This is a genomic window from Streptomyces sp. NPDC088910 (assembly GCF_044749865.1).
Taxonomy (GTDB): Bacteria; Actinomycetota; Actinomycetes; order Streptomycetales; family Streptomycetaceae; genus Actinacidiphila.
The window spans coordinates 316,957-342,570 of the sequence record NZ_JBIVIV010000006.1 but is presented as its reverse complement, the minus strand read 5'-3'; the positions used below and the strand labels follow the sequence as shown (position 1 = coordinate 342,570).

At 71.7% G+C, this 25,614-nt stretch carries 24 protein-coding genes; 19 read left to right on the top strand and 5 right to left on the bottom strand.

The genetic code is table 11. The annotated features are described in order from the left end of the window. The first annotated feature begins 44 nt into the window (after nucleotides 1-44). The gene (locus ACIP4Z_RS16640; protein ID WP_401308652.1) at nucleotides 45-1,436 is read left to right on the top strand and encodes an MFS transporter; all 1,392 of its coding nucleotides are present in this window, start codon (nucleotides 45-47) and stop codon (nucleotides 1,434-1,436) included. Here ACIP4Z_RS16640 and ACIP4Z_RS16635 read toward each other — a convergent pair. The 3 genes from ACIP4Z_RS16635 to ACIP4Z_RS16625 are packed head-to-tail and all read right to left on the bottom strand — an operon-like array spanning nucleotide 1,383 to nucleotide 3,867. Further along, the gene (locus tag ACIP4Z_RS16635) at nucleotides 1,383-2,171 is read right to left on the bottom strand and encodes a hypothetical protein (RefSeq protein ID WP_401308647.1); all 789 of its coding nucleotides are present in this window, start codon (nucleotides 2,169-2,171) and stop codon (nucleotides 1,383-1,385) included. The two genes, ACIP4Z_RS16640 and ACIP4Z_RS16635, sit on opposite strands and share 54 nt — an antisense overlap. Beyond that, nucleotides 2,168-3,361 carry a CoA transferase gene (locus tag ACIP4Z_RS16630; RefSeq protein ID WP_401308644.1) on the bottom strand — a complete coding sequence of 398 codons (1,194 nt, stop codon included), beginning with the start codon at nucleotides 3,359-3,361 and terminating at the stop codon, nucleotides 2,168-2,170. Before ACIP4Z_RS16630 ends, ACIP4Z_RS16635 begins: the two co-directional genes overlap by 4 nt. Then, a complete protein-coding gene (locus ACIP4Z_RS16625) occupies nucleotides 3,358-3,867 on the bottom strand; it encodes a VOC family protein (protein ID WP_188284259.1) in 510 nt (169 codons plus the stop codon). Before ACIP4Z_RS16625 ends, ACIP4Z_RS16630 begins: the two co-directional genes overlap by 4 nt. Nucleotides 3,868-4,068: 201 nt before the next feature. Here ACIP4Z_RS16625 and ACIP4Z_RS16620 point away from each other — a divergent pair, with 201 nt between their 5' ends. The 8 genes from ACIP4Z_RS16620 to ACIP4Z_RS16585 all read left to right on the top strand — a co-directional run bounded on the left by ACIP4Z_RS16620 (nucleotide 4,069) and on the right by ACIP4Z_RS16585 (nucleotide 13,778). Further along, complete coding sequence (locus tag ACIP4Z_RS16620) at nucleotides 4,069-4,932, top strand: branched-chain amino acid ABC transporter permease (protein WP_355342471.1); 864 nt, start codon at nucleotides 4,069-4,071, stop codon at nucleotides 4,930-4,932. After that, nucleotides 4,929-6,836: an ATP-binding cassette domain-containing protein gene (locus tag ACIP4Z_RS16615; RefSeq protein ID WP_401308639.1), complete on the top strand. Its 1,908-nt coding sequence runs from the start codon at nucleotides 4,929-4,931 to the stop codon at nucleotides 6,834-6,836. Before ACIP4Z_RS16620 ends, ACIP4Z_RS16615 begins: the two co-directional genes overlap by 4 nt. Beyond that, the gene (locus tag ACIP4Z_RS16610) at nucleotides 6,833-7,555 is read left to right on the top strand and encodes an ABC transporter ATP-binding protein (RefSeq protein WP_355342465.1); all 723 of its coding nucleotides are present in this window, start codon (nucleotides 6,833-6,835) and stop codon (nucleotides 7,553-7,555) included. Before ACIP4Z_RS16615 ends, ACIP4Z_RS16610 begins: the two co-directional genes overlap by 4 nt. A gap of 188 nt (nucleotides 7,556-7,743) precedes the next feature. Then, complete coding sequence (locus ACIP4Z_RS16605) at nucleotides 7,744-9,930, top strand: acetate--CoA ligase family protein (protein WP_401308635.1); 2,187 nt, start codon at nucleotides 7,744-7,746, stop codon at nucleotides 9,928-9,930. After that, the gene (locus tag ACIP4Z_RS16600) at nucleotides 9,927-11,291 is read left to right on the top strand and encodes a CaiB/BaiF CoA transferase family protein (protein ID WP_401308632.1); all 1,365 of its coding nucleotides are present in this window, start codon (nucleotides 9,927-9,929) and stop codon (nucleotides 11,289-11,291) included. The genes ACIP4Z_RS16605 and ACIP4Z_RS16600 overlap by 4 nt, the downstream gene beginning before the upstream one ends. Further along, nucleotides 11,288-12,193 carry an enoyl-CoA hydratase/isomerase family protein gene (locus ACIP4Z_RS16595; protein WP_355342456.1) on the top strand — a complete coding sequence of 302 codons (906 nt, stop codon included), beginning with the start codon at nucleotides 11,288-11,290 and terminating at the stop codon, nucleotides 12,191-12,193. The genes ACIP4Z_RS16600 and ACIP4Z_RS16595 overlap by 4 nt, the downstream gene beginning before the upstream one ends. Then, nucleotides 12,190-12,921 carry an enoyl-CoA hydratase-related protein gene (locus ACIP4Z_RS16590; protein WP_391163032.1) on the top strand — a complete coding sequence of 244 codons (732 nt, stop codon included), beginning with the start codon at nucleotides 12,190-12,192 and terminating at the stop codon, nucleotides 12,919-12,921. The genes ACIP4Z_RS16595 and ACIP4Z_RS16590 overlap by 4 nt, the downstream gene beginning before the upstream one ends. Continuing rightward, nucleotides 12,918-13,778, top strand: a complete 861-nt coding sequence (locus ACIP4Z_RS16585; protein WP_401308629.1) for an enoyl-CoA hydratase/isomerase family protein — start codon at nucleotides 12,918-12,920, stop codon at nucleotides 13,776-13,778. Before ACIP4Z_RS16590 ends, ACIP4Z_RS16585 begins: the two co-directional genes overlap by 4 nt. A gap of 47 nt (nucleotides 13,779-13,825) precedes the next feature. Here the strand turns inward: ACIP4Z_RS16585 and ACIP4Z_RS16580 are convergent, their stop codons facing one another. After that, the gene (locus tag ACIP4Z_RS16580; protein ID WP_355342447.1) at nucleotides 13,826-14,308 is read right to left on the bottom strand and encodes a MarR family transcriptional regulator; all 483 of its coding nucleotides are present in this window, start codon (nucleotides 14,306-14,308) and stop codon (nucleotides 13,826-13,828) included. A gap of 257 nt (nucleotides 14,309-14,565) precedes the next feature. Here ACIP4Z_RS16580 and ACIP4Z_RS16575 point away from each other — a divergent pair, with 257 nt between their 5' ends. The 7 genes from ACIP4Z_RS16575 (at nucleotide 14,566) to ACIP4Z_RS16545 (ending at nucleotide 21,110) form a co-directional block, all read left to right on the top strand. Continuing rightward, a complete protein-coding gene (locus ACIP4Z_RS16575; RefSeq protein WP_401308625.1) occupies nucleotides 14,566-15,144 on the top strand; it encodes a hypothetical protein in 579 nt (192 codons plus the stop codon). Between the two features lie 4 nt (nucleotides 15,145-15,148). After that, entirely contained in the window at nucleotides 15,149-15,622 is a 474-nt protein-coding gene (locus tag ACIP4Z_RS16570; protein ID WP_391046044.1) for a nuclear transport factor 2 family protein, read from the top strand. 43 nt (nucleotides 15,623-15,665) lie between these two features. Then, nucleotides 15,666-16,775, top strand: a complete 1,110-nt coding sequence (locus tag ACIP4Z_RS16565) for an NAD-dependent epimerase/dehydratase family protein (RefSeq protein WP_401308621.1) — start codon at nucleotides 15,666-15,668, stop codon at nucleotides 16,773-16,775. Further along, a complete protein-coding gene (locus ACIP4Z_RS16560) occupies nucleotides 16,772-17,671 on the top strand; it encodes a sugar phosphate isomerase/epimerase family protein (protein WP_401308618.1) in 900 nt (299 codons plus the stop codon). The genes ACIP4Z_RS16565 and ACIP4Z_RS16560 overlap by 4 nt, the downstream gene beginning before the upstream one ends. Before the next feature lie 84 nt (nucleotides 17,672-17,755). Beyond that, the gene (locus ACIP4Z_RS16555; protein WP_401308615.1) at nucleotides 17,756-19,111 is read left to right on the top strand and encodes an FAD-dependent oxidoreductase; all 1,356 of its coding nucleotides are present in this window, start codon (nucleotides 17,756-17,758) and stop codon (nucleotides 19,109-19,111) included. 197 nt (nucleotides 19,112-19,308) lie between these two features. Further along, nucleotides 19,309-19,659 (top strand): ferredoxin, encoded by a 351-nt coding sequence (fdxA, locus tag ACIP4Z_RS16550; RefSeq protein ID WP_355342430.1) that lies wholly within the window; start codon nucleotides 19,309-19,311, stop codon nucleotides 19,657-19,659. Nucleotides 19,660-19,688: 29 nt separating this feature from the next. Then, a complete protein-coding gene (locus ACIP4Z_RS16545) occupies nucleotides 19,689-21,110 on the top strand; it encodes a cytochrome P450 (RefSeq protein ID WP_401308611.1) in 1,422 nt (473 codons plus the stop codon). A gap of 69 nt (nucleotides 21,111-21,179) precedes the next feature. Here the strand turns inward: ACIP4Z_RS16545 and ACIP4Z_RS16540 are convergent, their stop codons facing one another. Beyond that, a complete protein-coding gene (locus ACIP4Z_RS16540) occupies nucleotides 21,180-22,103 on the bottom strand; it encodes an SDR family NAD(P)-dependent oxidoreductase (protein WP_401308608.1) in 924 nt (307 codons plus the stop codon). Nucleotides 22,104-22,332: 229 nt separating this feature from the next. Between ACIP4Z_RS16540 and ACIP4Z_RS16535 the strand changes: the two genes are divergently transcribed. From ACIP4Z_RS16535 to ACIP4Z_RS16525, 3 genes are all read left to right on the top strand, one after another. Beyond that, nucleotides 22,333-23,967, top strand: coding sequence for a class I adenylate-forming enzyme family protein (locus ACIP4Z_RS16535; protein WP_401308605.1), 1,635 nt, complete (start codon nucleotides 22,333-22,335; stop codon nucleotides 23,965-23,967). Between the two features lie 3 nt (nucleotides 23,968-23,970). After that, nucleotides 23,971-25,140, top strand: coding sequence for an acetyl-CoA acetyltransferase (locus ACIP4Z_RS16530; protein WP_401308602.1), 1,170 nt, complete (start codon nucleotides 23,971-23,973; stop codon nucleotides 25,138-25,140). Beyond that, a partial coding sequence (locus ACIP4Z_RS16525; RefSeq protein WP_355342415.1) for a Zn-ribbon domain-containing OB-fold protein occupies nucleotides 25,137-25,614 on the top strand: 478 nt, incomplete at its 3' end. The genes ACIP4Z_RS16530 and ACIP4Z_RS16525, both read left to right, overlap by 4 nt.

The following is a 25,614-nucleotide window of genomic DNA, read 5'->3' as shown; positions in this document are numbered from 1 at the left end:
CGCCGGGGCCGGGGGCGCGCGGGCGTGCCCTGTCGGCACTGCTGGTGTCCGCCGCCCTGGTGTCGGCGGCGGTCGTCACCCTCGGCGCCCCGCTCGTGCCGCGGGTCCAGCAGACCTTCGGCGTCGGCACCGAGGCGTCCCAGTGGTCGTACACGATCACCCTGCTCGTCGGCGCCACCTTGACCCCGCTGCTCGGCCGGCTCGCCGACGGACGGCGGCGAAGACCCGCGATGGTCGTGGTGTGCGCGCTGGTCACCCTCGGATGCGCGGTCTCCGCCGCCGGGACCCACTTCGGGGTCTTCCTGGCGGGACGCGCGCTCCAGGGCGTCGCGGTGGCGCTGGTGGCGATGACCATCGCGTGCGCCCGCGACCTGTACTCCGGTCCCGCGACGGCCCGCCTGGTCGCGCTGCTGTCGATCACCACGGCGCTCGGCGCCGGGGCGGCCTACCCGCTCACGACGTTCGTGGCCGATCACTTCGGTCTGCGGGCGGCGTACGGCGGCGCCACGGTGCTCGCGCTGCTCGTCACGCTCGCGGTGGCCGCCGGTCTGCCGCGAACGGTGCCGGTGGGCCGCGACGCGCCGCTGGACGTGCCGGGCGCGGTGGTCCTGATCGCCGCCACGGCGTGCGCGCTGCTGGCCGTCAGCCAGGGCAACTCCTGGGGCTGGTCGAGCGCCGAGGTGCTCGTCCTCGGCGCAGCGGCCCTCTGCCTGTCGCTGTGGTGGATCCGGCTGGAACTGCGCGCCCCCCACCCCTTGGTGCAACTGCGGCTCTTCGCCCGGCGCGACGTCCTCGCCGCGCACCTCACCGGCCTGCTGATGGGCGTGAGCCTGTACAACACGCCCGTCCTCATCACCCGCATCGGTCTCGCCTCCCGCGACACGCGGTACGGCGTGGGGCTCAGTCTCAGCGCGATCGGTGTGGTGATGGTCCCCATCGCGCTGTGCAACTACCTGAGCAGCCGCACCGCGACGGCGCTGGCGCGGGCCAGGGGCCGACGGGTCGCGCTGGCGTCGGGAGGCGTCGTCGGCGCGCTCGGGCCGCTGATGCTGATCGAGGTCGACGGGCACCTGGCGCTGCTGGTGGCGGCGGTCGTCCTGACGTCCTGGGGAGCGGGGGCGACCTTCGGCACGCTGCCCGGCCTCATCGTCGACTCGGTCGAACCGGGCGAGACCGGCAGCGCCACCAGCGTCAACATCCTGCTGCGGGCGGTCGGCGGCGCGGTGGGCAGCGCGGTCACCGCGGCGCTGATCGGCGCGGCCCACGGACCGGCGGGGGAGGCGACGACGACCGGGCTGACCTGGGCCGCGCTCGCCTGCGCCGCCACCTGCGCGGCCTCGGTCGTGGTCAGCTGCTGTGTGCCGAGCCGCCGCGCGCGCCGGTCAGAGCCGCGGCCGGCCGCCGTCGAACCAGTCCCACTCCCACGGGCGGATTGACAGCATCGGCGTGCTCAGCAGGACGTGCTCCGCGTCGCCGGGCGCGCTGTCCCGCCCGATCCAGTCGGGCCGCGCGTCCTCGACGCGAGCGCTTGTCTCCAGGACGTCGCCGTCGAGGTACAGCACGCGCACCGTCAGACCGTCGTCGGCGCTCCCGGCCGGTGACCCGAACCCGCCCGCGCCCTCGGCGAACCGGTACGTCGCCGCGCCCGCGACACCGGGCACCGCGAGCACCGCCGGGATCAACTCCCGGTCCAGCGCGGCGAAACGGGCCGCGCCCGCGGGCTCGGCGGGAGCGGCCGTCCTGGACAGCGTGAGGTGGACGCCCCGGTGCGGGCGGTGCGGGAGCGCCGCCGCCGCGACGAGGACGCGCGGGGCCGCGTACTCCTTGACCGGGTGGAAGAAGCCGACCGGGCGTCGTTCGGTCCAGGGCAGTTCGGGGCGGCGGCCCCACCACAGCGCGCGCTGGTTGAGGCCGGTCCACTCCCGCAGCGCGGACTCCAGCGGGGCACGGAACCCGTAGGCGACGGCGTACTGGACGGGTGCGTAGGCGTCGTCGCCGACATGGCCGGCCGCCGCGCACCGCGGGGTGCGGACCCAGCGGTCCCCCCAGGCGACGCCGGGGAGCAGCGCGTTCTCCGGCAGGTGGTCGAGCTGGTGCCACGCGTTGTACTCGGCGTGCCGGGTGGCGTCGTTGAGGTGCGTGAAGGTGAGGAAGAGCCGGGCGGTGCTCATATCGGGCGGCTTTCGACCCGCGGCTCTTCGGCAGGTGCCCGCGACCACTCGCGCAGGACCGCGTCGTTGTCGGCGCCGAGCCGGGGCGCGGGGGCGGGCGTGTCCTGCCCCCATCCGGCCGACCGCGTGACCGGACCCGGTACGGGGAACACGCCGACGCCCGGCTGATCCACCTGGTGGAACAGGCCGTTGGCGGTCACGAGCGGATCGCGGACGAATTCGCCGACGGTCCGGTAGTCGCCCCACAGGACGTGCCCGGCGTCGAGCGCGGCGACGGCCTCGGTGTGGGTGTGCGCGGAGAACCACGGCGCGAGGATCGCCGAGATCAGGTCCCGGTGCTCGTAGCGCGCCGCCTCGTCGCCGAAGTCCACGCCGAGCGTGCGCTGAAGGCTGTCGAGGACGGTACGTGTGCCGGTCAGTCCGACGAGCTTGTCCCAGTGCCTGGCGGTCAGGGCGACGACCATGACCCGGCGGCCGTCGCCGGTCGCGAAGTCGCAACCGTAGCTGCCGTAGAGGTAGTTGCCGTCGCGCAGCCGTCCCGCGCCGTTCACCACCGCGTCGGCGACGAAGCCGAGGTGGGCCATGGTCGCGGCGGCGACGTCCGCGAGGTTGACCTCGACGAGCCGGCCGCGACCGGTGGCGGCGCGTTCGGTGTGCGCCGCGAGCAGGGCCAGCGCCACGTGCAGACCGGTGAGCAGGTCCCAGGCGGGCAGGACGTGGTTGACCGGGAGCGAGGAGTCCACGGGCCCGGTGAGCCAGGGCAGGCCCACCTCGGAGTTGATCGTGTAGTCGACCGCCGGACGTCCGTCGCCGCGCCCCCCGATGTGGGCGACGATGACATCGGGCCTGACGCGGCGCAGTTCCTGGTAGTCCAGCCACGACTGGCCGACCGCGTTGGTGACCAGCAGGCCGTGGCCGCCGCCCGGTGCGGCCAGCAGCTCGCGCACCACGTCGCGCCCGGACTCCGACCGCAGATCGGCCTCGACCGAGCGCTTGCCCTTGTTGAGCCCTGCCCAGTACAGGCTGGTGCCGTCCGCGCCGCGCGGCAGCCGCCGGGTGTCCGTGGCGCCGCCGACGGGGTCCACCCGTACGACGTCCGCGCCGAGTTGGGCGAGCGTCATCGTCGCGGAGGGGCCCGCCACGTACGTCGACAGGTCGAGGACGTGGAGTCCGGTCAGCGGCCCGCTCATGCGAACGGGGAGACGTACGGGATGTTCTTGGCGGCGGCGGCCTCGGCGATCCAGCCGTCGATCTGCTCGGCCACCTCGTGCGAGACCAACTCGATCCACATGCCGGGGGATTCGGGGTTGTAGTGGAAGGTGGCGCGGCCGATGCCGCCGTCCTCGGCGACGCCGTTCAGCTCGCGCCGGTATCCCCTGGCCTCCAGCGCCGCCGCCGCGGCGCGCAGGTCGTCGGTGTAGTAGCCGAGGTGGTGGACCCTGCGCCCGCCCGTCACGTTGAGGTACGGCGCCGGGTCGATCTGCTCCAGCAGTTCGATGAAGTGCGGGCCCTGGAGCGAGTAGGTGAAGCGGACCTCGCGCCCGACGACGCCGTCGGGGCACTCCAGCGGAACGGTCGAGGTCAGCGGCGGTGCCCAGTCCAGGCGCAGGGCGTCGCCCATGGCCGCCATCGCCTTGTCGAGGCTGTCCACGATCATGCCGGTGTGGTACAGCCGGAGCAGCGGCTCGGTGCTCATGAAGGGCCCCTCTCTGTGGTCGGGCGACGAACGTTACATCATGCTAAGTAAATCCGGCAGTGCCGACGCGGGCCGACGCGAGCCGACGCGGAAGGTTTCCGACGACCCCTTGACAGGGGTGATCCGCGACCTCAGTCTCATAGCAGTTAGCCATGTGAAAGATTCTGGTGCGGACCGTTCCTGGGCACAAGGGAGTGCGCAATGATCTCGCTGGTCGTGACCGGCCTCTCGCAGGCGGCGGTGCTGATTCCGCTGGTCCTGGCGGTGAGTCTGGTGTTCCGTGTGAGCGGCGTCGTCAACTTCGGCGCGGGGAACTTCTGCGTCTTCGCCGGTGCCGCGTGCGCCTCCTGGGGGGCCGGCAACAGCGGTCTCGGCGTCGTCCTGACGATCGTGGTCGGCGGTGTCCTGGGCGCCGCCTGCTACGCGATCGCGATCGTGCCCGCGCAGCGCAAGAAGGTGCCGGTGATCGGCCTGACCCTCGCCACCCTCGGCTTCGGACTCCTGCTCAACTTCCTGACCCGCACGTGGTTCGGCGGCGAGCCCTCGATCGTGCAGCCCTGGATCCACGGCTCGGTCTCGATCGGCAGTTACGAGACCTCCAAGCAACGGCTGCTGGTCATCGGCCTGTCGCTCCTCCTGCTGCTCGTGATGTGGTTCCTGTTCGACCGGACGCTCATCGGGCACCACCTGTCCGCCGTCTCCTTCGACCACGAACTGGCGCAGGTCTACGGCGTCCGCACGATGCGGTTCGAACTGCTCGCCTGGGTGGTCTCGGGCGCCTGCCTGGTCATCGGCGGCATCTTCCAGGCCTCGCTCGGCAGCGTCTCGGTCGACGTCGCGCCCACCCTCCTCGTCCTGAGCCTGGTCGGCGCCGTCATCGGCGGCCTCGGAAGTCTCTTCGGCGCGGTGGGCGGCGCCGTCGTGGCCGGCTTCGTGATGACCTTCACCGACCAGCACATCGCCGCCAGTTACCACCTGACCTCACTCTTCGTGATCCTGTCCCTGGTGCTGCTCGTGCGGCCGACAGGGCTGTTCACCTTCCGCGGAACGGCTGAGCGCGTATGAGCACCATCGGACTGGACAAGGCCGCACCGCGCGAGGTGAGCGGCGCCCCGAAGAAACCCGAAGGAATACGCAGGGCACTGACCTCGGTCTGGGCCAAACACGTCGCGGGCCCACTGGTCCTGGTGATCGTCGGACTCATCGCCAGCGGCAACGACTACTACGTCCACCTGGCGTCCGCCGGAGTCATCGCGTACATCCTCACGACGGCCTTCAACATCGTCTACGGCTACGCGGGCATCTTCAATCTCTCGGTCGTCATCACCTACGGCGTCGGGGCCTTCACCAGCGTCTATCTCGAAGTCCGGTTCGGAATGCCGTTCTGGCCCGCGCTGCTGATCTCCGTCGCGGTCACCACCGTGCTCTCCGTTCTCGTGGCGGTACCCACCCGAGGGCTCAACGAGCTGTTCCTCGCCATCCAGACGCTCGCCTTCGCGCTCGCGCTCGCCGAAGTCATGGTGAACTGGCACGAGTTCAGCGGCGGCACGATCGGCATCTACTCGATTCCGCTGCCCACGTTCTTCGGCCACCAGCTCATCAGCGGCTATCTCTCGTACTACTGGCTCGCCGCGTTCTTCGCGTGGCTCACATACGAACTCGTCCTGCGCATCCACCTGTCGGCGATGCGGCGCAAACTGACCGCGCTGCGCGAGGGGCCGCGCGTCCTCGCCTCGGTGGGGGTCTCGCCCGACTCGACGCGGCTGGTCGCCTTCGCGATCTCCGGCGGCCTCGCCGGACTCGCCGGGGTGCTCTTCGCCCACTTCCAGCTCGTGATCGACCTGGAGACCTTCAGCTTCACCCGCCTGGTGGCGCTGCTGCTCGCCGCGATCCTCGGCGGAAGCGGCTACTTCCTCGGCCCGGTGTTCGGCGTCGTCGCCATCCTGGTGATGGACGAGCTGTCGCTGGCCACCAGCCAGGCCCAGGACCTGGTCTACGGCGTGGGCATCCTGGTGCTCGTCGTGCTCACCCGCGGCGGCATCGCGGGCGGCCTGGACAACCTCGTGAAGTGGCTGCTCAGGCGCCGACGGCCGGACGAAGCGGCAGAGCCCACCGGCGAGTTGGAGCCGCGGGAACCGGGCCTCGCCGTCGCCGAGACGGTGACCCAGGTGACCCACCGCCTCGCGGACTCGGTCAGGGCCGTGCACCGGGACGCACGGGTCGAGGTGCGCGGAGTGTCGGTCGCCTTCGGCGGCAACACCGCGGTCAACGATGTCTCGCTCTCCTTCGCGACCGGTGAGGTCATCGGACTCATCGGCCCCAACGGCGCGGGCAAGACCACGCTCCTGAACGCGATCACCGGGGACGTCCGGGCGACCGGCTCCGTGCGCCTCGGCGACGACGAGATCCTCGGCACGCCCGCGCAGAACCTCGTGCGGGCGGGCATCGGCCGGACGTTCCAGAGCCCGAAGGTCATCCCCGAACTGACCCTGCTGGAGAACGTCATGCTCGCCGGGGACGGCATCGGCAAGGTCGGCTGGCTCCGCCAGTCGCTGCTGAGCCCGGCCGCCCGCAAGCAGGCGCTGGCCGGACGCGACCGGGCGATGACCCTGCTCACCGACCTCGCCCTCGCCGACCGCGCCAGGAGCCTGGCCGCGGACCAGCCGTACGGCGTGCTCCGCCTGGTCGAGATCGCCCGCAATCTGATGCTCGACCCGGCGTTCCTGCTGCTGGACGAACCCGGCGCGGGACTGACCGAGTTCGAACGCCAGGAGATCGCCGCGACCGTCCGCGCGCTCGGCGCCCGCGACCTCGGGGTGGTCCTGGTCGACCACAATCTTCCGCTGATCACCAGCGCCTGCGACCGCGTCTACGTCCTGGACCACGGCCAGGTCATCGCGGAGGGCCCGCCCGACGAGGTCTTCGCACAGCAAGAGGTCATCTCCGCCTACCTGGGGGTTCCCGGATGAGCACGCCGCTTCTCGACGTCACCGGCCTGACGGCCGGCTACGGCGACCACCAACCCGTACTCCACGACGTCTCCTTCACCCTCGCCGAGGGCGAACTGCTCGGCCTGGTCGGGATGAACGGCGCGGGCAAGACGACCCTGATGCGCGCCCTCAGCGGCGGCCTCAAGCCCCGGTCGGGGGAGGTCTCCTTCCAGGGCGAGCGGATGAACGGATTCTCGACGGCCGCCAGCGTCCGCAAGGGGATCGTGATCGTGCCGGAGGGGCACCGCGTCCTGCGCCCGCTCACGGTCGAGGAGAATCTGCAGATCTCCGCGATGCGGCTGAGCAGGCGCGCCGTGCGGCGCGCGATCGCCGAGAAGCAGGCCCTGGTCTACGAGTTGTTCCCGATCCTGGCGGAGCGCCGCACGCAGCTCGCGGGCCTGCTCTCCGGCGGGGAGCAGCAGATGCTCTCCCTGGCCCGCGCCGTCATCCAGCGGCCCAGACTGCTGCTCCTGGACGAGCCGTCGCTGGGGCTCGCCCCGGTCGTGATCGAGAAGATCTACGCGTCCCTGCGGGCCCTCCAGGCCGAGGGCATCTCGATGCTGGTCGTCGAGCAGAACAGCGACCGCCTGGCCAGGGCCAGCGAACGGCTGATCGTCCTGCGCGACGGCCGGATCGCCGCCACCGGCACGCCGTCCTCCCTCCAGGGGGCCGAGCTCAACGCCGCCTATTTCGGCTGAGCGGCCGGGTCGCCCAGGTGTCCGGCCGCAGGGCCATGGGTGATACTTTACTTGGCTAAATAAATCGCCCCACGTCCTTCGCCCACGTCCTTCGCGCGACATCCCTTCGCCCGACCTTCCCCGCCCGAATCCCCGCCCGAATCCCACGGTCCGATCTCCATCGCCCGACTCCCGAGGAGTTACGCCCCATGCTCACCGTTGACTACGCGGCACGACGCTCGATCGTCGAGCCGGACAGGCTGCGCCGCTTCTTCGGCGCCCGCAGTATCGCGGTCGTGGGAGCATCGCCGAGCTCCAGTTGGGCGCGCAATCTCCTCAACGCCCTCGAACTCGGCGGCGGGGTGCGGGACGTGCGCTTCGTCCACCCCAAGTACGACGAGGTGTTCGGCAAACCGACCGTCCCGACGCTGCGGGACCTCGAAAAGCCCGTCGACATGGCCTACATCATGGTCGGCCCGAGCCGGGTCGACGCCATCCTCGAGGACGCCGCCGCGGCGGGTATCAAGAACGCGGTCATCCTCGCCTCCGGATACGGGGAGTCCGGAGCCGACGGACGCGACCGGCAGCGGCGGCTGGCGCGGAGCGCGGTCGATCTCGACCTGACGCTCATGGGCCCGAACACCATCGGGTTCATCAACGCGGTGGACGGGGTGGTGCCCTGGGCCGTCGCCACCGAGTCCGCCCCCGTGGCCGGTCCGGTCGGCGCCGTCTTCGAGAGCGGTTCGATGGCGCGGGCGACGTATCAGTTCGCCCAGGCGCACGGCGTGGGCTCCACGCTGTGGGCGTCGGTGGGCAACTCGGCCGTACTGACCAGCCTGGACGTCCTCGACTACCTGATCGAGGACGAGAGCACCCGCGCCATCGCCCTGTTCCTGGAGACCGTGCGCGAGCCGGACCGGCTCTTCGAACTCGGCACGAAGGCGCTGCGGGCGGGCAAGCCGATCGTGGTCTACAAGGCCGGGCGGAGCGAGGAGGGCATGCGCTCCGCCATGGCGCACACCGGCGCCATGGCCACCGACGACGCCGTCGTGGACGCGGCGTTCCGGCAGGCGGGCATGGTCCGCGTCGAGAGCGTCGAGGAACTGGTCGCGACCGCCGGGGTGTTCGGCTACAGCCCGCGGCTCCCGGACGGCCGCCGCATGGGTGTCGTGACCTCGTCGGGCGGCGGCTGCAACATCATCGCCGACCTCGCCTCGGTCAACGGCCTGGCCCTGCCCGGCTGGCAGGAGGACACCGGCGCCAAACTGGCCGCGCACCTGCCGGAGTTCGCCTCGATCCTCAACCCCCTCGACACCACCGGTTTCGGCCACGCCCGCGCCAGACCCCGGCCGACGAAGGCCGAGGACGACCTCATGGAGATCGCGGTCGAGGACTCCGGGATCGACTTCATGTTCTCGATGATGACGCCGCTGCCGGACGAGCGCCCCGAGGACCCGACGTTCGTCGAGAGCCGGATGAAGATCATCGGCGAGATCGTGGCCGCCTCGCCCGTACCGGTCTTCCTCTCGTCCAACACCTGCCTGGACATCTCGCCGTACGCCCTGTCGCTGCTCTCCGAGAACAAGCTGTTCCTGCTGCCCGGCGTCGACCTCGCGATCACCTCCCTCGGGCATGTGGCCCGGTGGGTCGAGCAGCGCGACGCGCTTCGGGTGACGGCGAGCGGGACCGGGGAAGTGCCGCCCGCCGCGGTCGGCGACGGGCCGACGGCCGGCACCTGGGCGGAGGACGAGGGGCGGGCCCTGCTGGAGGCGGCCGGTGTGCCGATCGTCCCGGCCGTGCTCGTCCACTCCGCGGCCGAGGCGGCGGGCGCGGCGGCCAAGGCCGGCGGCCCGGTGGCGATGAAGATCTGCTCGCGGGCCGTCGCGCACAAGTCCGACGTCGGCGGGGTCGTCCTCGGCGTCGAGGGCGCCGGGGCCGCGGCGACGGCGTACGACTCGATCACGGCGACGGTGGCGCGGAACGTCCCCGGCGCCGACCTGCGCGGTGTGCTCGTCTCGCCGATGCGGGAGCCGGGACAGGAACTCCTCGTCGGCGTCACCGTCGACTCGACCTTCGGACCGGTGCTCGCGGTGGGCCTCGGCGGCATCTGGGTGGAGGTCATGAAGGACACCAGCCTGCGGGTGCTGCCCGTCGACGCCCGCGAAGTGCGCCGGATGCTGGGGGAGTTGAAGGGCGCCGCCCTGCTGCGCGGCGCACGTGGCAGCACGGCCGCCGACCTCGACGCGCTGAGCGAGGCGATCGTGGCGATCAGCCGGGCCGCCCTGTCGGTCGGACCCAGCCTGGACACCCTGGAGGTCAACCCCCTGCGCGTCAACGGCAGTCGGGTCGAAGCGCTCGACGTACTCGTCACGGCCACGGTGGGGGAGGACGCATGACCGCGCCCGACATCGAGCGCGCGACCGCGCCTGTGGACGGAACCGGCGTCGAGCGCGCGACCGCGCCTGTGGTCACTCCGGACACCGTGCCCCAGCCCGCGCCCGGCGCGCCGGAATTCCTCGCCGGAGCGCTCGACGGGATCAAGGTCCTCGACCTCACCCGCTTCCTCCAGGGCCCCTACGCGACCCGCATCCTCGCCGACCTCGGCGCGGAGGTCGTCAAGGTGGAGCGGCCGGGCGGCGAGTGGGACCGGCGGCTGCGCCAGGCCCCGGACGGATACGCCGGGTTCTTCACCGGCCTCAACCGCGGCAAGAAGTCGATCGCCGTCGACATCACCACCCCCGAGGGCCGCGACATCGTCAAGGCCCTCGCCCGCGAGTGCGACGTCGTCGTGGAGAACTTCCGGCTCGGCGTCATGGAGAAGCTGGGCCTGGGCTACGACACCCTGCGCCAGGAGAATCCGGGCATCGTCTACGCCGCCGCGTCCGGCTACGGCCCGCTGGGCCCGCGCGCCAAGGAGCCGATGTTCGACATGGTCGCGCAGGCCGTCTCCGGCCTCTCGGACTTCGTCCGCACCCCGGACGGGGCGCCCCGGCTCGCCAGCCGCGGCATGGCCGACTCGGCCGGCGCCGTCTTCCTCGCGATGGGCATCCTGACCGCGCTCCTGGCCAAGGAGCGCACCGGGCGCGGCCAGCGCGTGGACGGCTCGCTCGTCGGCTCCTGCCTGGCCATGCACACCGCCGAGGTCACCATCGCGCTGCACGGCGACGAGGTGAAGCGCACCCAGGGCCGTGTGACGTCGACCTCGGGCGCGTTCCGCTGCGGGGACGACCGCTGGATCGTCATCGGCGCCACCGACCAGAAGGTGTGGCACGGGCTGACCGCGGCCCTTGGCCGGCCCGACCTGCGCGACGATCCGCGGTTCGAGAAGAGCAGGATCCGCGAGCGGCACCGCGATGTCCTGGAGCCGGTCCTGGAGGAGATCTTCCTGACCGCCGACCGGGACACCTGGGTCGAGCGGATGCGGGACAACGGCGTACCCGTGGCTCCCGTCAACACCTTCGTCGAGGCCGCCCGCGACCCCGACGTCCTCGCGAACGGCTTCGTCGTCGAGCAGCCGGACGCGACCTGGGGGACCGTCCGCACCGTGGGCAGCCCGTTCCTGCTCAGCGCCACCCCCGCGCGGGTCGGCGACTGGACACCGGAGCTGGGCGCCGACACCCGCGACGTACTCGCGCGCCTCGGCGTCCCGCAGGACCGTATCGACGCGCTCGTCGCGGACGGCGTGGTCGAGCAGGCGCGGCCCGCGCACGCACCGTCGGATTCGCCCCGAGCAACGGAAGAGGTGGGCAAGGCGTGAAGTACGGAACCCCGGAGAGCATCGCCGCCGCGGCGCGACAGGTGCTGTACGAGGCCGACCCGGCGTCCGGCATCGCGTATCTGACGCTGAACCGGCCGGAGAAGCACAACGCCATGAGCGTGCCCATGCGCGACCGAATCATCGAGCTGATGGCACTTGCCGGGGACGACCCGACGGTGCGGGTCATCGTGATCCGGGGCAACGGGAAGTCGTTCTGCAGCGGCAACGAGATCAACGAGCAGTGGGGCCAGAAGCGCCCGCACGAGCGGCGCCGCACCCTGACGGTCGGCTACCGGTACGGCGCGGACATGGCGTGGGGCCGACTGGGCTTCAGCCAGGCGATCTCCCGCTCGCCGAAGGTCACCGTCGCCCAACTGCACGGCTACTGCGCCGCGGCGGCCTACTTCATGATCGCGTGCAAGGCCGACGTGGTGACGGCCGCCGAGGACAGCAGGATCGGCGCGCTCGAAGCGCGCTTCCTGGGCCCGGCGGGCGCGGTCGCCAGCGTGCACATCAACCGCATCCTGGGCATGAAGGCCGCCCGCCGCACCGGCTTCACCGCGATGCCGATGAGCGGGACCGAGGCGCACCACCTCGGCCTCGTCGACACCGTCACCCCGGCCGCCGAACTCGCCGCGGCCACACGGACGATCGCGGCCGACCTCGCCGCCCGGCCCCCCGGCCACCTGCTGTACCTGAAGTCGCGGCTGCGCGCCGCCGAGGGCGCGATGGACACCAGCGTCCCCTCGATCACGGGGCTGTTGGTCTCGCACTTCCTCCAATCGGGCCCGGACGAGATGGACTTCTGGAAGACCGCGAGGGACGTCGGCGTCGGCGGCGCGCTCGACGCCGACAAGAAACGCAAAGGCGCGGCCGACCCCCGCCTGGGGGTGAAGGGATGAGCGCCGTCGACCTCCGCGTGGCCGACGGCCGCGCGTACATCGAGGTGGAGAGCTTCGCCCCGCTGACGGCTCATGACCCCGCCTTCGCCGCCGAGTTGGCCGCGGCCGTCGTCGAGGCGTCGGACGACGACCACGTCAAGGCGATCGTGCTGCGCACCACGGGGCCCGACTTCGCGCCGGAGGCGGCCACCGGATTCCCGTCCGCGGCCGAGGCGCCGACCACCTGGCACCGCGCCTTCGCCGCGTCGACCGCGGTCTACCAGGCGACCTGCTTCGCGAAGAAGGTCGTGATCGCCGAGGTGCGCGGGGCGTGCCACGGGGCGGGCACCGCGCTCCTGCTCTGTACCGACCTGGCCGTCGCGAGTGAGGACGCCGTGTTCGGCTCGCCCTTCCTCGACGTGCCCGAGGCGAATTTCGTCCTGGCCGCGCTGACGGTCCGGCTCAACCGCGCCAAGTCGTGGCTGCTCAGGGGGACCGTCCACGACGCGGCCACCGCCGGGCGGATCGGGCTGGTCAACCGGGTCGTCCCGGACGGCCGGCTCCGCGCGGAGGTCGTGTCGATGACCGCCGCCGTCATCGGCATGCCGCTGGACGGCATGACGATGTCGAAGATGCTCCAGCAGGCCGTCTACGACGCGCACGGCGTGGGCCGGGAGTTCGACCTGGCCGACCACTACGCGATCCACCGCGCGGCGGTCGGGTCCGGTCTCACGGAGGAGAGCGCATGAGCGAGGGCCGGGTCGAACTGGGCAAGGACCACGAGAACCACATCGCGACCGTCACCGTACGGCGTCCCGCGACGGGCAACCTCATGACCCGCGCCATGGCCGAGCAGTTCGCGGCCCACCTCGCGGACGTCGACCGGGACGACGACGTGAAGGCCGTCCTGATCCGCGGCGAGGGCGACGACCTGTGCGCGGGCTGGGACCCGGCCGACGCCTGGGACCAGTACGTGCAGGCGCCCGGCGGATCGGTGCGCAAGCACCCGAGCCAGCGGGCGCGGCTGATCGCGCTGGACGAGGCGTGGTGGGGGAGCACGGGCCTGTACAGCCGGCTGCTGCACTGCCGGAAGGTGACGGTCGTCGAGGCGCGTGGCCGCTGCTGGGACACCGGCCTCTACCTGGCGCTCTGCGCGGACCTGGTGGTCGCGGGCGAGGACGCGACCTTCGGTTCCCCCCGGTGGCACAACGTCGGGGTGGACGGCGACATGTCGCTGCTGTTCGCGACGGTCGGCCTCAAGCGGGCCAAGGAGTTGATGTACTGCAACGTGGCCTGGTCGGCGCGGACCGCGCTCGACTACGGTCTGGTCGACCGCGTCGCCGAGGACGCGCCACGGGGGGCGGCCGAACTCGCCGCCATGTGCGCGTCGATCATGCGGGACGGCATCGTCACCGAGAAGTACGCCGTCTTCGCCTCGCTGGAGAAGCTGGGCGTCGGGCTCTCGTTCGCCGCGACCACCGTCGTCGGCGCCTCGCTGAGCAACATCCACTTCCAGCCGGGCGAGTTCAACTTCCTGCGGGAGGTGCGTCGCGAGGGCGCCGAGGCGGCCCTGGGGCGCTCACGCGAGGAGGTCGAGATCCGCTGACCGCCACCTACGGCCGGTGCCCGCCGGCCGCCGCGGGCCGGGGGACGTCAGGGGCGGCGCGGCAGCTCGGGGTCGCAGAGCCGCTCCAGGGCGGGCAGCGCGGTGAGCAGGCTCTCCAGCTCCGTGTCGTCCAGCCGTCCCAGGTGCTCCTCCAGCCAGACCTCGCGGCTCTTGAGCACCTGCTCCCGCTCGTCGGCGCCGCTGGGCGTCAGCTCGATCAGCGCCGCCCTGCGGTCGGCGGGGTCGGCGGTACGGGAGACGTAGCCGAGTTCGATGAGGCGGTTGAGCGACCTGGTCACCGACGGCGGGGAGACCCTTTCCGACGCCGCCAGCTCGCCCGCGGAGACGGGCTGGTTGCGGCCGATGTTGAAGAGCAGCGAAATGAGGGCATAGCTCAGACCGTCGTCATTCTGCTGCCGCAATACCCGTCCGAGGCGACCGAGCGTCATCCGCAGGCGCGTCAGATCCTCGCGCCGGATGGCGTGCTCGTGCTTGACGCGGTCGACAGAGCCGTTAGTGGTCGTGGTCATCCTTACCCCGAATCTGGGCGTTCGCCTCATCAACTTCGCGCTGCTAAGTATGCGCCCGGCGGGCTTCCCGACGCCACGTGCCCACGCCGTAGATCTGTCAGGGCCATGTCCAGAAACCCCGTTTCATCGGGGGTTTGCGTACATCTGCGCTGATTCGCCGAACACCCTTGCGGGTGTCGGATTCAGCCATTAGTTTACATGGTTAGATAAATTGTGGCGACCGTCACACGGAGATCCCGTATCCCTGAGGAGGGAAAATGAAGGACTTCAGGCCGGAGCTGACGTACACCAGCTTCGAGGCGCACATGCACAAGGCCAAAACACCTCTGCAGCTCAAGCATCTCGAGACGGTTGTCCACCACTCGAAGGGCGAGGTGCTGGCCGACCTCGACATGGTCCTGCCGACGCTCTCGGACGACCCGCAGTACCACGAGTACGGCGTCCTGGGGAACGTCAAGGGGGACACCGGCCCGAAGGGCATCGAGCAGGTTCGAGCCAACTACACCGAGATGGTGAACAACGGCTCGTACGTCATCGAGTCGAAGAAGACCCGTGTGGTGGTCGGCGACTACGACATCGTCACCGAGGGCACCTTCCGGCAGATCCTGACCGCCGCGGTCGCCCGCAAGATGGGCTTCGTGGACGACACCTCGCCCGCGAGCCCCTTCTACGTGCTGTCGGCCAGGACCGTCGTCTTCTGGGAGTTCGACGAGAACGACAAGGCCAGGGGCGAGGACCGCTACGTCCTGGACCACCACATCGTCCCGCTGGCCGAGGAGGACCTGCCGGACGACTACCCCGACAAGTTCCGCACCGCGCCGAAGGCCGAGGTCTGAGCACATGACGACACGCACCGAGGGCCGGTCGCTGGAGCAGCGGATCGACGAGCTGGAGGGCCGGGCGGAGTTCGCCGACATCGTCGCGGGCTACTGCGAGGGCACCGACCGCCGCGACATCGACCGCTTCATGAGCATCTGGCACGACGACGCCGAGTACCTGATCCCCGGCGGGCGCGGCGACTTCCACGGCACGGACGAGATCCGCCGCTCGCAGGAGGTCATCGGGAAGGTGTGGAAGGAGACCTATCACTGGACCACCAACCACACGGCCCGCTTCGAGACCCCCGACCGCGCGACCGGCCGCAGCGACGCCATCGCCGTCTGCGTCCACCCGGACGGCAGGATCAGTTGGGTGAGCTGCACCTACCACGACGTCTACGAGCGCCGCGCGGGCGCCTGGAAGCTCGCCCGGCGCCTGGTCGAGCGCTACTTCGTGAGCGCGCCGCAGGACGTCGCACTGCTTCCGCCCTTCTGACCGCAGGACCGCCGACACGGGCCCCATCGTCAAGGGAGACGAGATGAGTGCTGGACGAGTGCTGGTGGCCGGGGCCAGCGGGCTCATAGGGGCCGCGGCGATCACCGCCTTCGCCGCCGAGGGGTGGGACGTGGTCGCCTTCTCACGACGCCCGCCCGAGGCGGCCGGATTTGTACGGTGCCGGCACGTGCCGGTGGACCTCACGGACGGGTCCGCGGCCCGCGAGGCCGTCGCCGCGCTGGCACCCCGGCCGACCCACCTGGTCTACGCGGCGGCGTACGAAAAACCGGACCTGGTCGCCGGGTGGTCCGACCCGCGGCAGATGGCGACCAACGAGGCGATGCTCGGCAACGTCCTCGGGCCGCTGGCCGAGGGGGGCGCGCTGCGGCACGCCACCGTCATGCAGGGGACGAAGGCGTACGGCGCCCACCTGCACCCGATCCCGGTCCCGGCGCGGGAGCGGGCGCCGCGCGATGACCACGAGAACTTCTACTGGCGCCAGGAGGACCTGCTCAGGGAGGTGGCCGACCGCCACGCGTTCGACTGGACCATTCTGCGGCCGGTCCAGGTCGTGGGACCGGCGTACGGCGTCTCCTACTGCACACCGCCGGTGATCGGCGCCTTCGCCGCGCTCAGTGCCGCGACGGGCATCCCGTTCGGCTTCCCCGGCGGCACGGTCCACCCGGTCCGCCAGGTGGTGGACGCGCGGCTGGTCGCGGGCGCCCTGGTGTGGGCGGCGACCTCGCCCGCGGCTCGGGGCGAGCACTTCAACCTGACGAACGGCGAGGTGTTCTCCTGGCAGGAGCTCTGGCCGTCCCTGGCCGACGCGATGGGCGTGCCGTGCGCGCCGCCCCGTCCGATGAGTCTGACCGAGGAGCTGCCCCGGCTGGCCGGGGTCTGGCAGGACATCGTGACCAAGCACGGGCTCCGCCCGCTCTCCCTGCTCGACGTCCTCGGCCGGTCGCATCAGTACGCCGACTACACCTTCGGTTACGGCCTGACGACGATGCCGCCGCCCGCGCTCGTCAGCACGGTCAAGGTGAAACAGGCCGGCTACACCCGGGTCCACGACACCGAGGCGACCTTCCGCGACGCGCTGCGGACGCTGGTCGAGCGCCGTGTGCTGCCCGACCTGACGGGAGCCGCCGGGTGAACGCGCCGCCCGCGGCGCGCGAGCCCCGGCTGGTCCTGGCCTGGGGCACCGTGCGCGACGCGTCGTTCCCCGACCGTGTCGCCGCGGCCCGCCGGGCCGGGTGCGAGGGGATCGGGCTCGCGATCCCGTACTACCGGGACCTGCTCGCGCGGGGGTGGAAGGACCGCGACCTCGCCGCGGTGCTCGCCGAGTGGGACGTGCGGATCAACGAGGTCGAGGTGCTGTTCGGCTTCCACGGCGCGCCGGGCCGACCGGCGGGTGTCGCCGGCCGTCCTGGTCTGGTCTACGCCGACCCGGAGCTGGAGAGGACCGCCTTCCACCTGGCCGACACCTTCGGGGTGCCCTTCGTGCAGACCGTCGGCACCTTCGACGCCCGGCCGGTTGCCGACGCCCGGCCGATCGGACCTGAAGTGGTGGACGCCTTCGGGGAGTTGTGCGACCGGGCGGCGGCGCACGGGCTGAGGGTGGCGCTGGAATTCGTGCCGTACAGCAGCATCCCCGACCTGGCGTCCGGGCTGGCCGTCGTGGCCGGGGCGGACCGTGGCAACGGCGGTCTGTGCGTGGACAGTTGGCACTTCTTCCGCGGTGACCCGGACCTGGGGCTGCTGCGTACGGCGCCGCCGGAGCGCGTGTTCATGGTGCAGTTCAACGACGGCCCGGTGCCGCCGGTCGACCCCGACCGCATGGTGGACGCCGTCCACCATCGGGTCCTGCCCGGCGAGGGCGACTTCGACCTGCGCGCGTTCGTGGCGGCCCTCGACCGGCCGGGCGTCGAGGCGCCGTTCTCGGTCGAGGTCTACTGCGACGCGCTGCGGTCGCGGCCGACGTCCGAGGTGGCGCGGCGGGCGGCGGACGCCACGCGCGCGGTCGTCGCGTCCGCGCCGCGCACCCTCTGAAACGACCCGTGGTGTGACCGTTGACACGTATTGCTTCGCCTGGTTAAGTACACATGGCTAAGTAATGGTGGGGATGAGGAGCAGATGAACCCTTACCGTGTCGCCGTCGTCGGTTCGGGACCGGCGGGCATCTACGCGACCGACGCTCTCGTGCGCGGCGCGCTCGATGTGTCGGTCGACGTCTACGACCGGCTGCCCACGCCGTACGGCCTGGTGCGGTACGGCGTCGCGCCCGACCACCCGAGGATCAAGTCCATCGTGGTCGCCCTGCGGAAGGTGCTCGAACGCGACGGGGTCCGCTTTCTCGGTGACGTCCACGTCGGCCGCGACGTGACGACGCGGGAACTCGCGGAGCTGTACGACGCGGTGGTGTTCGCGACCGGCGCCTCCGTCGGCCGCAGGCTCGCCGTACCGGGGGAGGAGCTGGCCGGGGTCTGCTCGGCCACCGACTTCGTCGCCTGGTACAGCGGCCATCCCGACCACGCCCGCGCGGGGGAGTCCTTCCCGCTGGAGGCGGAGTCGGTGGCCGTCGTCGGCGCGGGCAATGTGGCGCTCGACGTGGCGCGCCTGCTGGTGAAGTCGGCGGCGGACCTGGCGCGGACCGACATGCCGCCGCACGTCCTGGACCGGCTCGCGCGCAGCCGTGTCCGCGACGTCCACCTCGTCTGCCGCCGCGGGCCGGAGCACGCGAAGTTCACCGCGAAGGAACTGCGTGAACTGCTCGAACTCCACGATGTCGCGACCGAGTTGGACGCCGGGCTGCTGCCCGCCGGGTCGCAGGACCCGCTGACCGCGGCCAACCTCAAGGTCTTCGCCGACCTCGCCTCCCGTGAGGTGCCCGCCGTCCGGCGCACCCTGCGCTTCCACTTCTGGTCCCGCCCCGTGGAGCTGTTGGGCGACGGCGGCGCCGTCACCGCCGTACGCCTGGAAAGGACGCGGGAGGCCGGCGGCGCGGTCGTGGCGACCGGCGAGGTCACCGATCTCACGGCCGGCATGGTCGTCCGGTCGGTCGGCTACCACAGCACACCGGTCGGCGCCCTGCCGTTCGACGAGGACCTGGGCCGAGTCCCGCACGACGCCGGCCGGGTGCTGGGCCCCGACGGCCGGGCGCTCGACGGTCACTACGTCGCCGGGTGGGCCAAACGCGGGCCGTCCGGGGTCGTCGGCACGAACCGGGCCTGCGCCGCCGACACGGTGGCCGGTCTCGTCGCGGACCTGGCGGCCCGGCCGCCCCGCGGCGCCGGGCCCGACGAGGTCGACCGGGTGCTCGCCGAGCGCGGCGTCAGGCCCGTCACGTACGACGGCTGGCTGTCGATCGACGCGGAGGAGGAGAGCCGCGGCCGGAACCTCGGCCGGACGCGTACCAAGATCCCCGACTGGGAGACCCTGCGGCACGTCGCCGCCGCGGACGCCGACCGGCCGGACCGGGGCGCGGCCTGACGCGCGGGCGCCCACGACCGCCCGAACCCCGGGCGCACCGGGAGCCGTTCGCCACCGCCCGAACCCCGCCCCACCGGAGGTTCATCACCGCCTGAACCGGCGGGCGTCCAACACCGCCCCCACCGGGAGCCGTTCATCACCGCCCGAACCGGCGGGCGTTCACCACTGTCCCTCTCAACCAGGAAGTCGGCATTCCCATGGCCTACGTCATCCACGGCGCCTGCATCGACGTGCTCGACCGGAGCTGCGTCGAGGTCTGCCCGGTCGACTGCATCTACGAGGGCTCGCGCAAGGCGTACATCCACCCCGACGAGTGCGTGGACTGCGGTGCCTGCGAGCCGGTCTGTCCCGTCACGGCCATCAAGTACCGCGACGAAGTACCCGAGGGCCAGGCCGACTTCGTGGAGGACAATGCCCGCTTCTTCCTCGAACCCCTTCCGGGGCGCGACGAGCCGCTGGGCCACCCCGGCGGCTCGGCCGACCTCGGACCCACCGGTGTCGACACCGCTCTGGTGTCCCACCGCCCGGCGTCGTCGGGCGGCGCCTGACCCCATCCACCTCGGAGGCCCAACCCGCCATGGAGAGCCTGAAGGAAGCACGCGACCAAGACCCGTATCCCTTCTTCGCCGACCGACTCGCCCGCGGTCCCGTCCACTGGGACGAGGGCATGAACGCCTGGATCGTCGTCGGCTACGAGGAGTGCCGGTACATCCAGCTCAACGAGGATCTCTTCGCCCACCCGTACTTCGAACTCAAGGGCGCGGCGGACGTCTACGGGGGACCCAAGGGAGTGCTCCTCCTCCAGGGCGAGCAGCACCACCGCGTCCACAACTTCCTCCTCCAGCACTTCACGCCGACGACGGTCCGCAAGTACCGCACCGCCTTCATCGCGGAGCTGGTGAGCGCCCGGCTCGACGCGATCGAGGGGCGCACCCATGTCGACCTCGCCGCCGAGTTCGCCTCGGTGGTGCCCAGCGACGTCATCGCCGCGCTGCTCGGACTCGACTGGCGCGACGAGGAGTTGATGGCCAAGTGCCGTCGCTGGAACTCCACGATGTTCCGCTGGACCGAGACCTTCGGCGAGGACGAGGAGGCGTACGCGGAGGCGGCCGCCGCGGCCTCCGCCCTCAACGAGGTGCTGCTCCCGGTCATCAGGGCGCGCCGGGACGAGCCGCGCGACGACCTGATCTCGGTGCTGTGGGAGCAGGGGCAGGGCGTGCTGGAGCAGTGGGGCGAGGAGGAAATCCTGGCGCAGGCGCGGGTGCTGTTCTTCGCCGGTACCGACACCACCGCGCACTTCCTGAAGAACGCCATCCACACGCTGCTGAACCACCCCGAGTTGCAGGACCGCATCCGCGGGGACGAGCGCCAGATCGTGGCCTTCGGCGAGGAGGTGCTGCGCTACCTGGCGCCCGTGCAGTTCCGGGTGCGCGTGGCGACCCGTGACGTGGAGGTGGCGGGACGGCTGATCGCCAAGGGCGACCGGGTGCACCCGGTCAACGGGGCCGCGAACCGGGACCCCCGGCAGTTCCACCACCCCGAGACCGTCGACCTGGACCGCGGCAATCTCAAGACGCACGTCGCGTTCAACGTCGGCCCGCGCTACTGCGTCGGCGCGGCGCTCTCGCGCGGCGAGGAGGTCGAGGTGATCTCGCAGTTGCTCGACCGCTACGGGACGCTGCGCTGGGACCGCGACGCGGAACCGGCGCGCTACCGCGGCTACATGCCGCGCTCGTTCAGCCCGCTCAACGCCGTGGTGGCCCCGGCCGAAGAGGCCGCCCCGGCCACTGCCACCGCCACCGCCACCGCCACCGTCAGCGCGGACGCGGACGCCTGCGTGGGCGCGGGGAACTGCGTCCTGGTGGCGCCCTCGGTCTTCGGCCTGGACGACGACGGGGCCGTGGCCGTGCTGCGGGAGCGGATCGGCGCCGCCGACCGCCCCGCGGCGGACGCGGCGGCGGCCGGGTGTCCGGCGGCGGCGATCATCGTGGAGGAGTGACGACGCGGACAGCGAAAAGGTGGCCGGGCCCCGAGGGCCCGGCCACCGTCGTACGCGGCTGACGTACCGTCAGATCGCGGCCACGCGGCCCGATCGCGCGGAAGCCTCGGCGAAGTCCACGACGGTCGTGTCCCGGACCGAGCCGAGACGGTCCCGCTGGGCGATGATGTCGTTCAGTCGCAGCGCCGTGCTCCCGGTGATCTCGTCCGCGGGCGTCCACTCCCGCATGCGGGACACCGTCGGGCCGTGGACGACGAAGACCTGGCCGGTGATCCCCCGCGAGTGCGCGCAGCCGAGGAAGGCCGTGAGCGCGGCGACGCTCTCGGGGTCCCACTCGTCGGCCGCGCCCTCGGCGGGCGCCATGCCCTCGACGACGCCCTCGGTCATGCCGGTCCGGGCGCGCGGGCAGATGGAGTTGGCGCGTACGCCGTAGCGTGCCAGCTCGCGCGCCGCGACCTGGGTGAGGGCGACGATGCCCGCCTTGGCAGCCGAGTAGTTGACCTGCCCGAAATTGCCGTAGAGCCCGGCCTCCGAGGACGTGGTCACCACGGCGGCGTCGACCGGCTCGCCGGACGCCTGGTGCAGCGCCTTCCAGTGGGCGGCGGCGAAGTGCAGGGGACCGGCGTGGCCCTTGAGGTGGACGGCCATCACCGCGTCCCACTCGGCCTCGGAGATGTTGACGATGGTGCGGTCCCGGATGATGCCCGCGTTGCAGACGAGGAAGTCGAGCTTTCCCCGGACGCCGGCCGCCTGGGCGATCAGCCGCTCCGCGCCGTCCCAGGTGGAGATGTCGTCCCCGTTGGCCTCGGCACTGCCCCCGGCCGCGCTGATCTCCTCGACGGCCTCGTCGGCGGCCGGCCGGCCCTCCGGCGTACGGCCCACGTCGTTGACCACCACATGCGCGCCCGCCCGTGCGAGCGCCCGCGCCTCGGCGCGCCCGATGCCCTGGCCGGCCCCCGTGACGACGGCGACCTTCCCCTTCAGCTCGTCCATTTCTCGCCCTTCTCCTCCGTGCTCGTGCGGCTCGGTCCGCGAGATGTGCCCCCGGGTGATCAGCGTGAACAGCGTGATCAGGAGGCACTGAAACACATTTGCTTAGCCAGGTAAAGAGATTGACGCGATCCATTGCGCTCGGTTTAAGACGATGTTACACATGGCTAACCACTTCCCGTGAACGGCCTCCGCTTCGCCGTCCGCACAGTTCGCGACGAGAGGAAAGAGCATGGCCGCTGCTCCCGCGCCGACGACGAAGACCGACCGCGAGGCGTACTACCGCGAGCACGGATACTGGACCTCCGAACGCCTCGGATGGTGGGTGTTCGACGTCGCCGAGCGCACCCCGGACCGCGAATTCCTGGTGATCGGCGACCTTCGGCTGACGTACGGCGAATTCGCCGCGTGGGCCGACGTGCTCGCCGCGCACTTGGTCGAGGCGGGAGTCGTACGCGGCGACCGCGTCATGATCCAGCTGCCGAATCTGGCGGAGGCGCTGCTGGGCCAGGTCGCCGCCTTCCGGATCGGCGCGGTCAACGTCCCGGTCGTGCCGATCTACCGCGAACACGAGATGGCGCACATCGTCAACGACTGCAAGCCGCGCGCGGTGATCTCGATCGCGGAGAACCGCGGCAGGCGCCCCGCCGAGGAGCTGGACGGCATCCTGGAGGGCGCCACCTGGGGGCCGGTCGCCCGCTTCTGCGTGGACCTGGAGGAGCCGCGGCCCGGCTGGCGCGCCTTCCCCGGCCGGGACGACCGGCGGCCCGCCGTCTCGCTCCCCGACCCGCTCGAACCCGACCGGTGCTGCCTGATGCTCTACACCTCGGGGACGACCTCCGCGCCCAAGGGCGTCGAGCTGACGGGCCAGGGATTCGTGTCCAACGCGCGCAGCATCCGGCACACCATGTCGCTGAGCGCCAAGGACGTCTTCTTCTGCGCCTCGCCCCTGTCCCACCTGGCCGGTTTCAACGCCGGGGTCGTCTGGCCCGCGTCCATGGGCGCCAAGATCGTCGTGATGCCGGTCTGGAACGGCGCGGAGGCGGCCCGGATCATCGAACGCGAACGGTGCACCTTCACCACCGCAGCCTCGGTGTTCCTCCACGACCTGGTCGCGGCCCACCGCGAGGGCATCGGCGCCGGCCACCCGATCTCGGTGTTCATGTCCGGCGGCGCGGCGACCGTACCCGATCTGATCCGGGAGGCGGGCGAGGTCGGGATCACCGCGCTGCGCGGCTACGGCATGACGGAGACCGGCGGGGGAGTCTCCTGGGTCGCCCCCACCGAACCGCTCGACATCAGGGCCGAGTACGACGGCGCCGTCGTCCCCGGCAGCGAGATCCAGGCTGTCGACGCCGAGCGCCGGCCGCTCCCGCCCGGCGCGGAGGGCGAACTGCGGATCAGGGGTCCGCAGGCCCTCATCGGCTACACCGACCCGGCCCTCACCCGCGAACAGCTCGACGAGGAGGGCTGGTTCTACACCGGCGACCTCGGCCGGGTCGACGCGCGCGGTCTGGTCCGCATCACCGGCCGTACCAAGGACATCATCAACCGCGCGGGCGAGAAGTTCTCCGCCCGCGACATCGAGGAACTCATCCAGCGGCACCCGGCCGTCGACATGGCGGCCGTGGTCGGACTGCCCGACCCGCGGCTCGGCGAGGTCGTCGGCGCCTTCGTCACCCTCGCCGCGGGCCAGGAGTGGCCGGGCGACGCCGAGATGACGGCGTACCTAGACCGGGCCAAGCTCGCCAAGCAGAAGATCCCCACCTCGTGGCAGGTGCTCCCCGAGCTGCCGAGAACCGCCTCGGGCAAGATCCAGAAACACGAACTGCGCCACACGAACTCCACGACGAACAGGAGGAGTTGAGCCGTGACCCGCCCCGACCGCACCCCGGTCATCGCCGCCGTCGGACTGTCCGACGGTCCCAAGGCGCCCCATCTCGACGCGCTCGGCCACCAGGCCCAGGCGATGCAACGCGCGCTGGCCGACTCCGGCCTGCGCAAGGACGACATCGACGGCTTCGGCTGCGCCGAGGCGTGGATCCCCGGCGTCCCCGGCGTCGACCTCCCCGAGACCGCGGAGTACCTGGGCCTCGACCCGCGGTGGATCGAGGGCACGTACACCGGCGGATCGGCCTATGAGTTCCAGATCCAGCACGCCGAGGCCGCGATCCGGTCCGGCATGGCGGACACGATCCTCCTCACCTACGGCAGCGACCTGCTGACCCGGATGGGACGGAGCCTCGGCACGGCGTACGGCCGCAGGCCCGTCGGCGGCGCGGCGTACGAGGAGCCGTACGGCAAGACGACGGTCGCCGCGTACGCGATGGCCGCCCGGCGCCACATGTACGAGTACGGCACCACGCCGGAACAGCTCGCCAGCGTCGCCGTCGCGGTCCGCGAACACGCGGCCCACAATCCGCAGGCCATATACCGCAAGCCGCTGACCGTGGACGACGTCCTCGGCTCCCGGATGATCGCCGACCCGCTGCACCTGTTCGACTGCTGCGCGATCACCGACGGCGGCGGCGCCGTCATCGTCACCACCGAGGAGCGCGCCCGCGACCTCAGGCAGCCGTACGTCTCGATCCTGGGCACGGCCGCCCGCCAGAACCACTGGAACATCTCGCAGGCGCCGGACGTGACCACCACGGCGGGAGCCCGCTCCGGCCCCGACGCCTTCGCGCGCGCCGGACTGACCCCGGCCGACGTGGACATGGCCATGCTCTACGACAGCTTCACCATCACGGTCATCCTGCTGCTGGAGAGCCTGGGCTTCTGCGAGCCGGGCGAGGGCGGCCCCTTCGCCGAGGAGGGCAACCTCCGGCTCGGCGGGAAGCTGCCCGTCAACACCGACGGCGGCGGCCTGTCCGCCTGCCATCCGGGACTGCGCGGGATCTTCCTGCTGATCGAGGCGGTCAGACAACTGCGCGGCCAGGCCGGTGAGGTGCAGGTGCCGGACTGCGAGGTGGCGCTCGCGGCCGGCTCCGGCGGCTGGTTCTCCACGATCGGCGTCACCATCCTCGGGAAAGGCAGATGAGGCAGATGGCAACCGAGAACATCCGCGGCCCACAGGGGACCCTCGACGTCATCGACGTGGCCGACACCTGGGCGAAGCCGGTCCCCGAACTCGACCCGGTCAGCGCCACCTACTTCCGCGCCGCCCAGGAAGGCACGCTGCTGATCCAGCGCTGCCCGTCCTGCCACGCCACGCAGCACTACCCGCGGCTGATCTGCCGCGTCTGTGCGGCGACGCCCGAGTGGGAGGCGGCGAGCGGGCGGGGCACCGTCTACACCTACACCGTCGTCCGGCAGGCGGGCATGCCCGGATTCGACGAGGACGCGCCGTACGTGATCGCGCTGGTCGACCTCGACGAGGGGCCGCGCATGATGGGCAACATCACCGACTGCCCTGTGGACGAGGTCCGCGTCGGCCAGCGCGTCCAGGCGTATCAGTTGCGGATCGCCGACGGGATCGGCCTGCCCCAGTGGCGGCCCGAGGCCACCTCCGGCT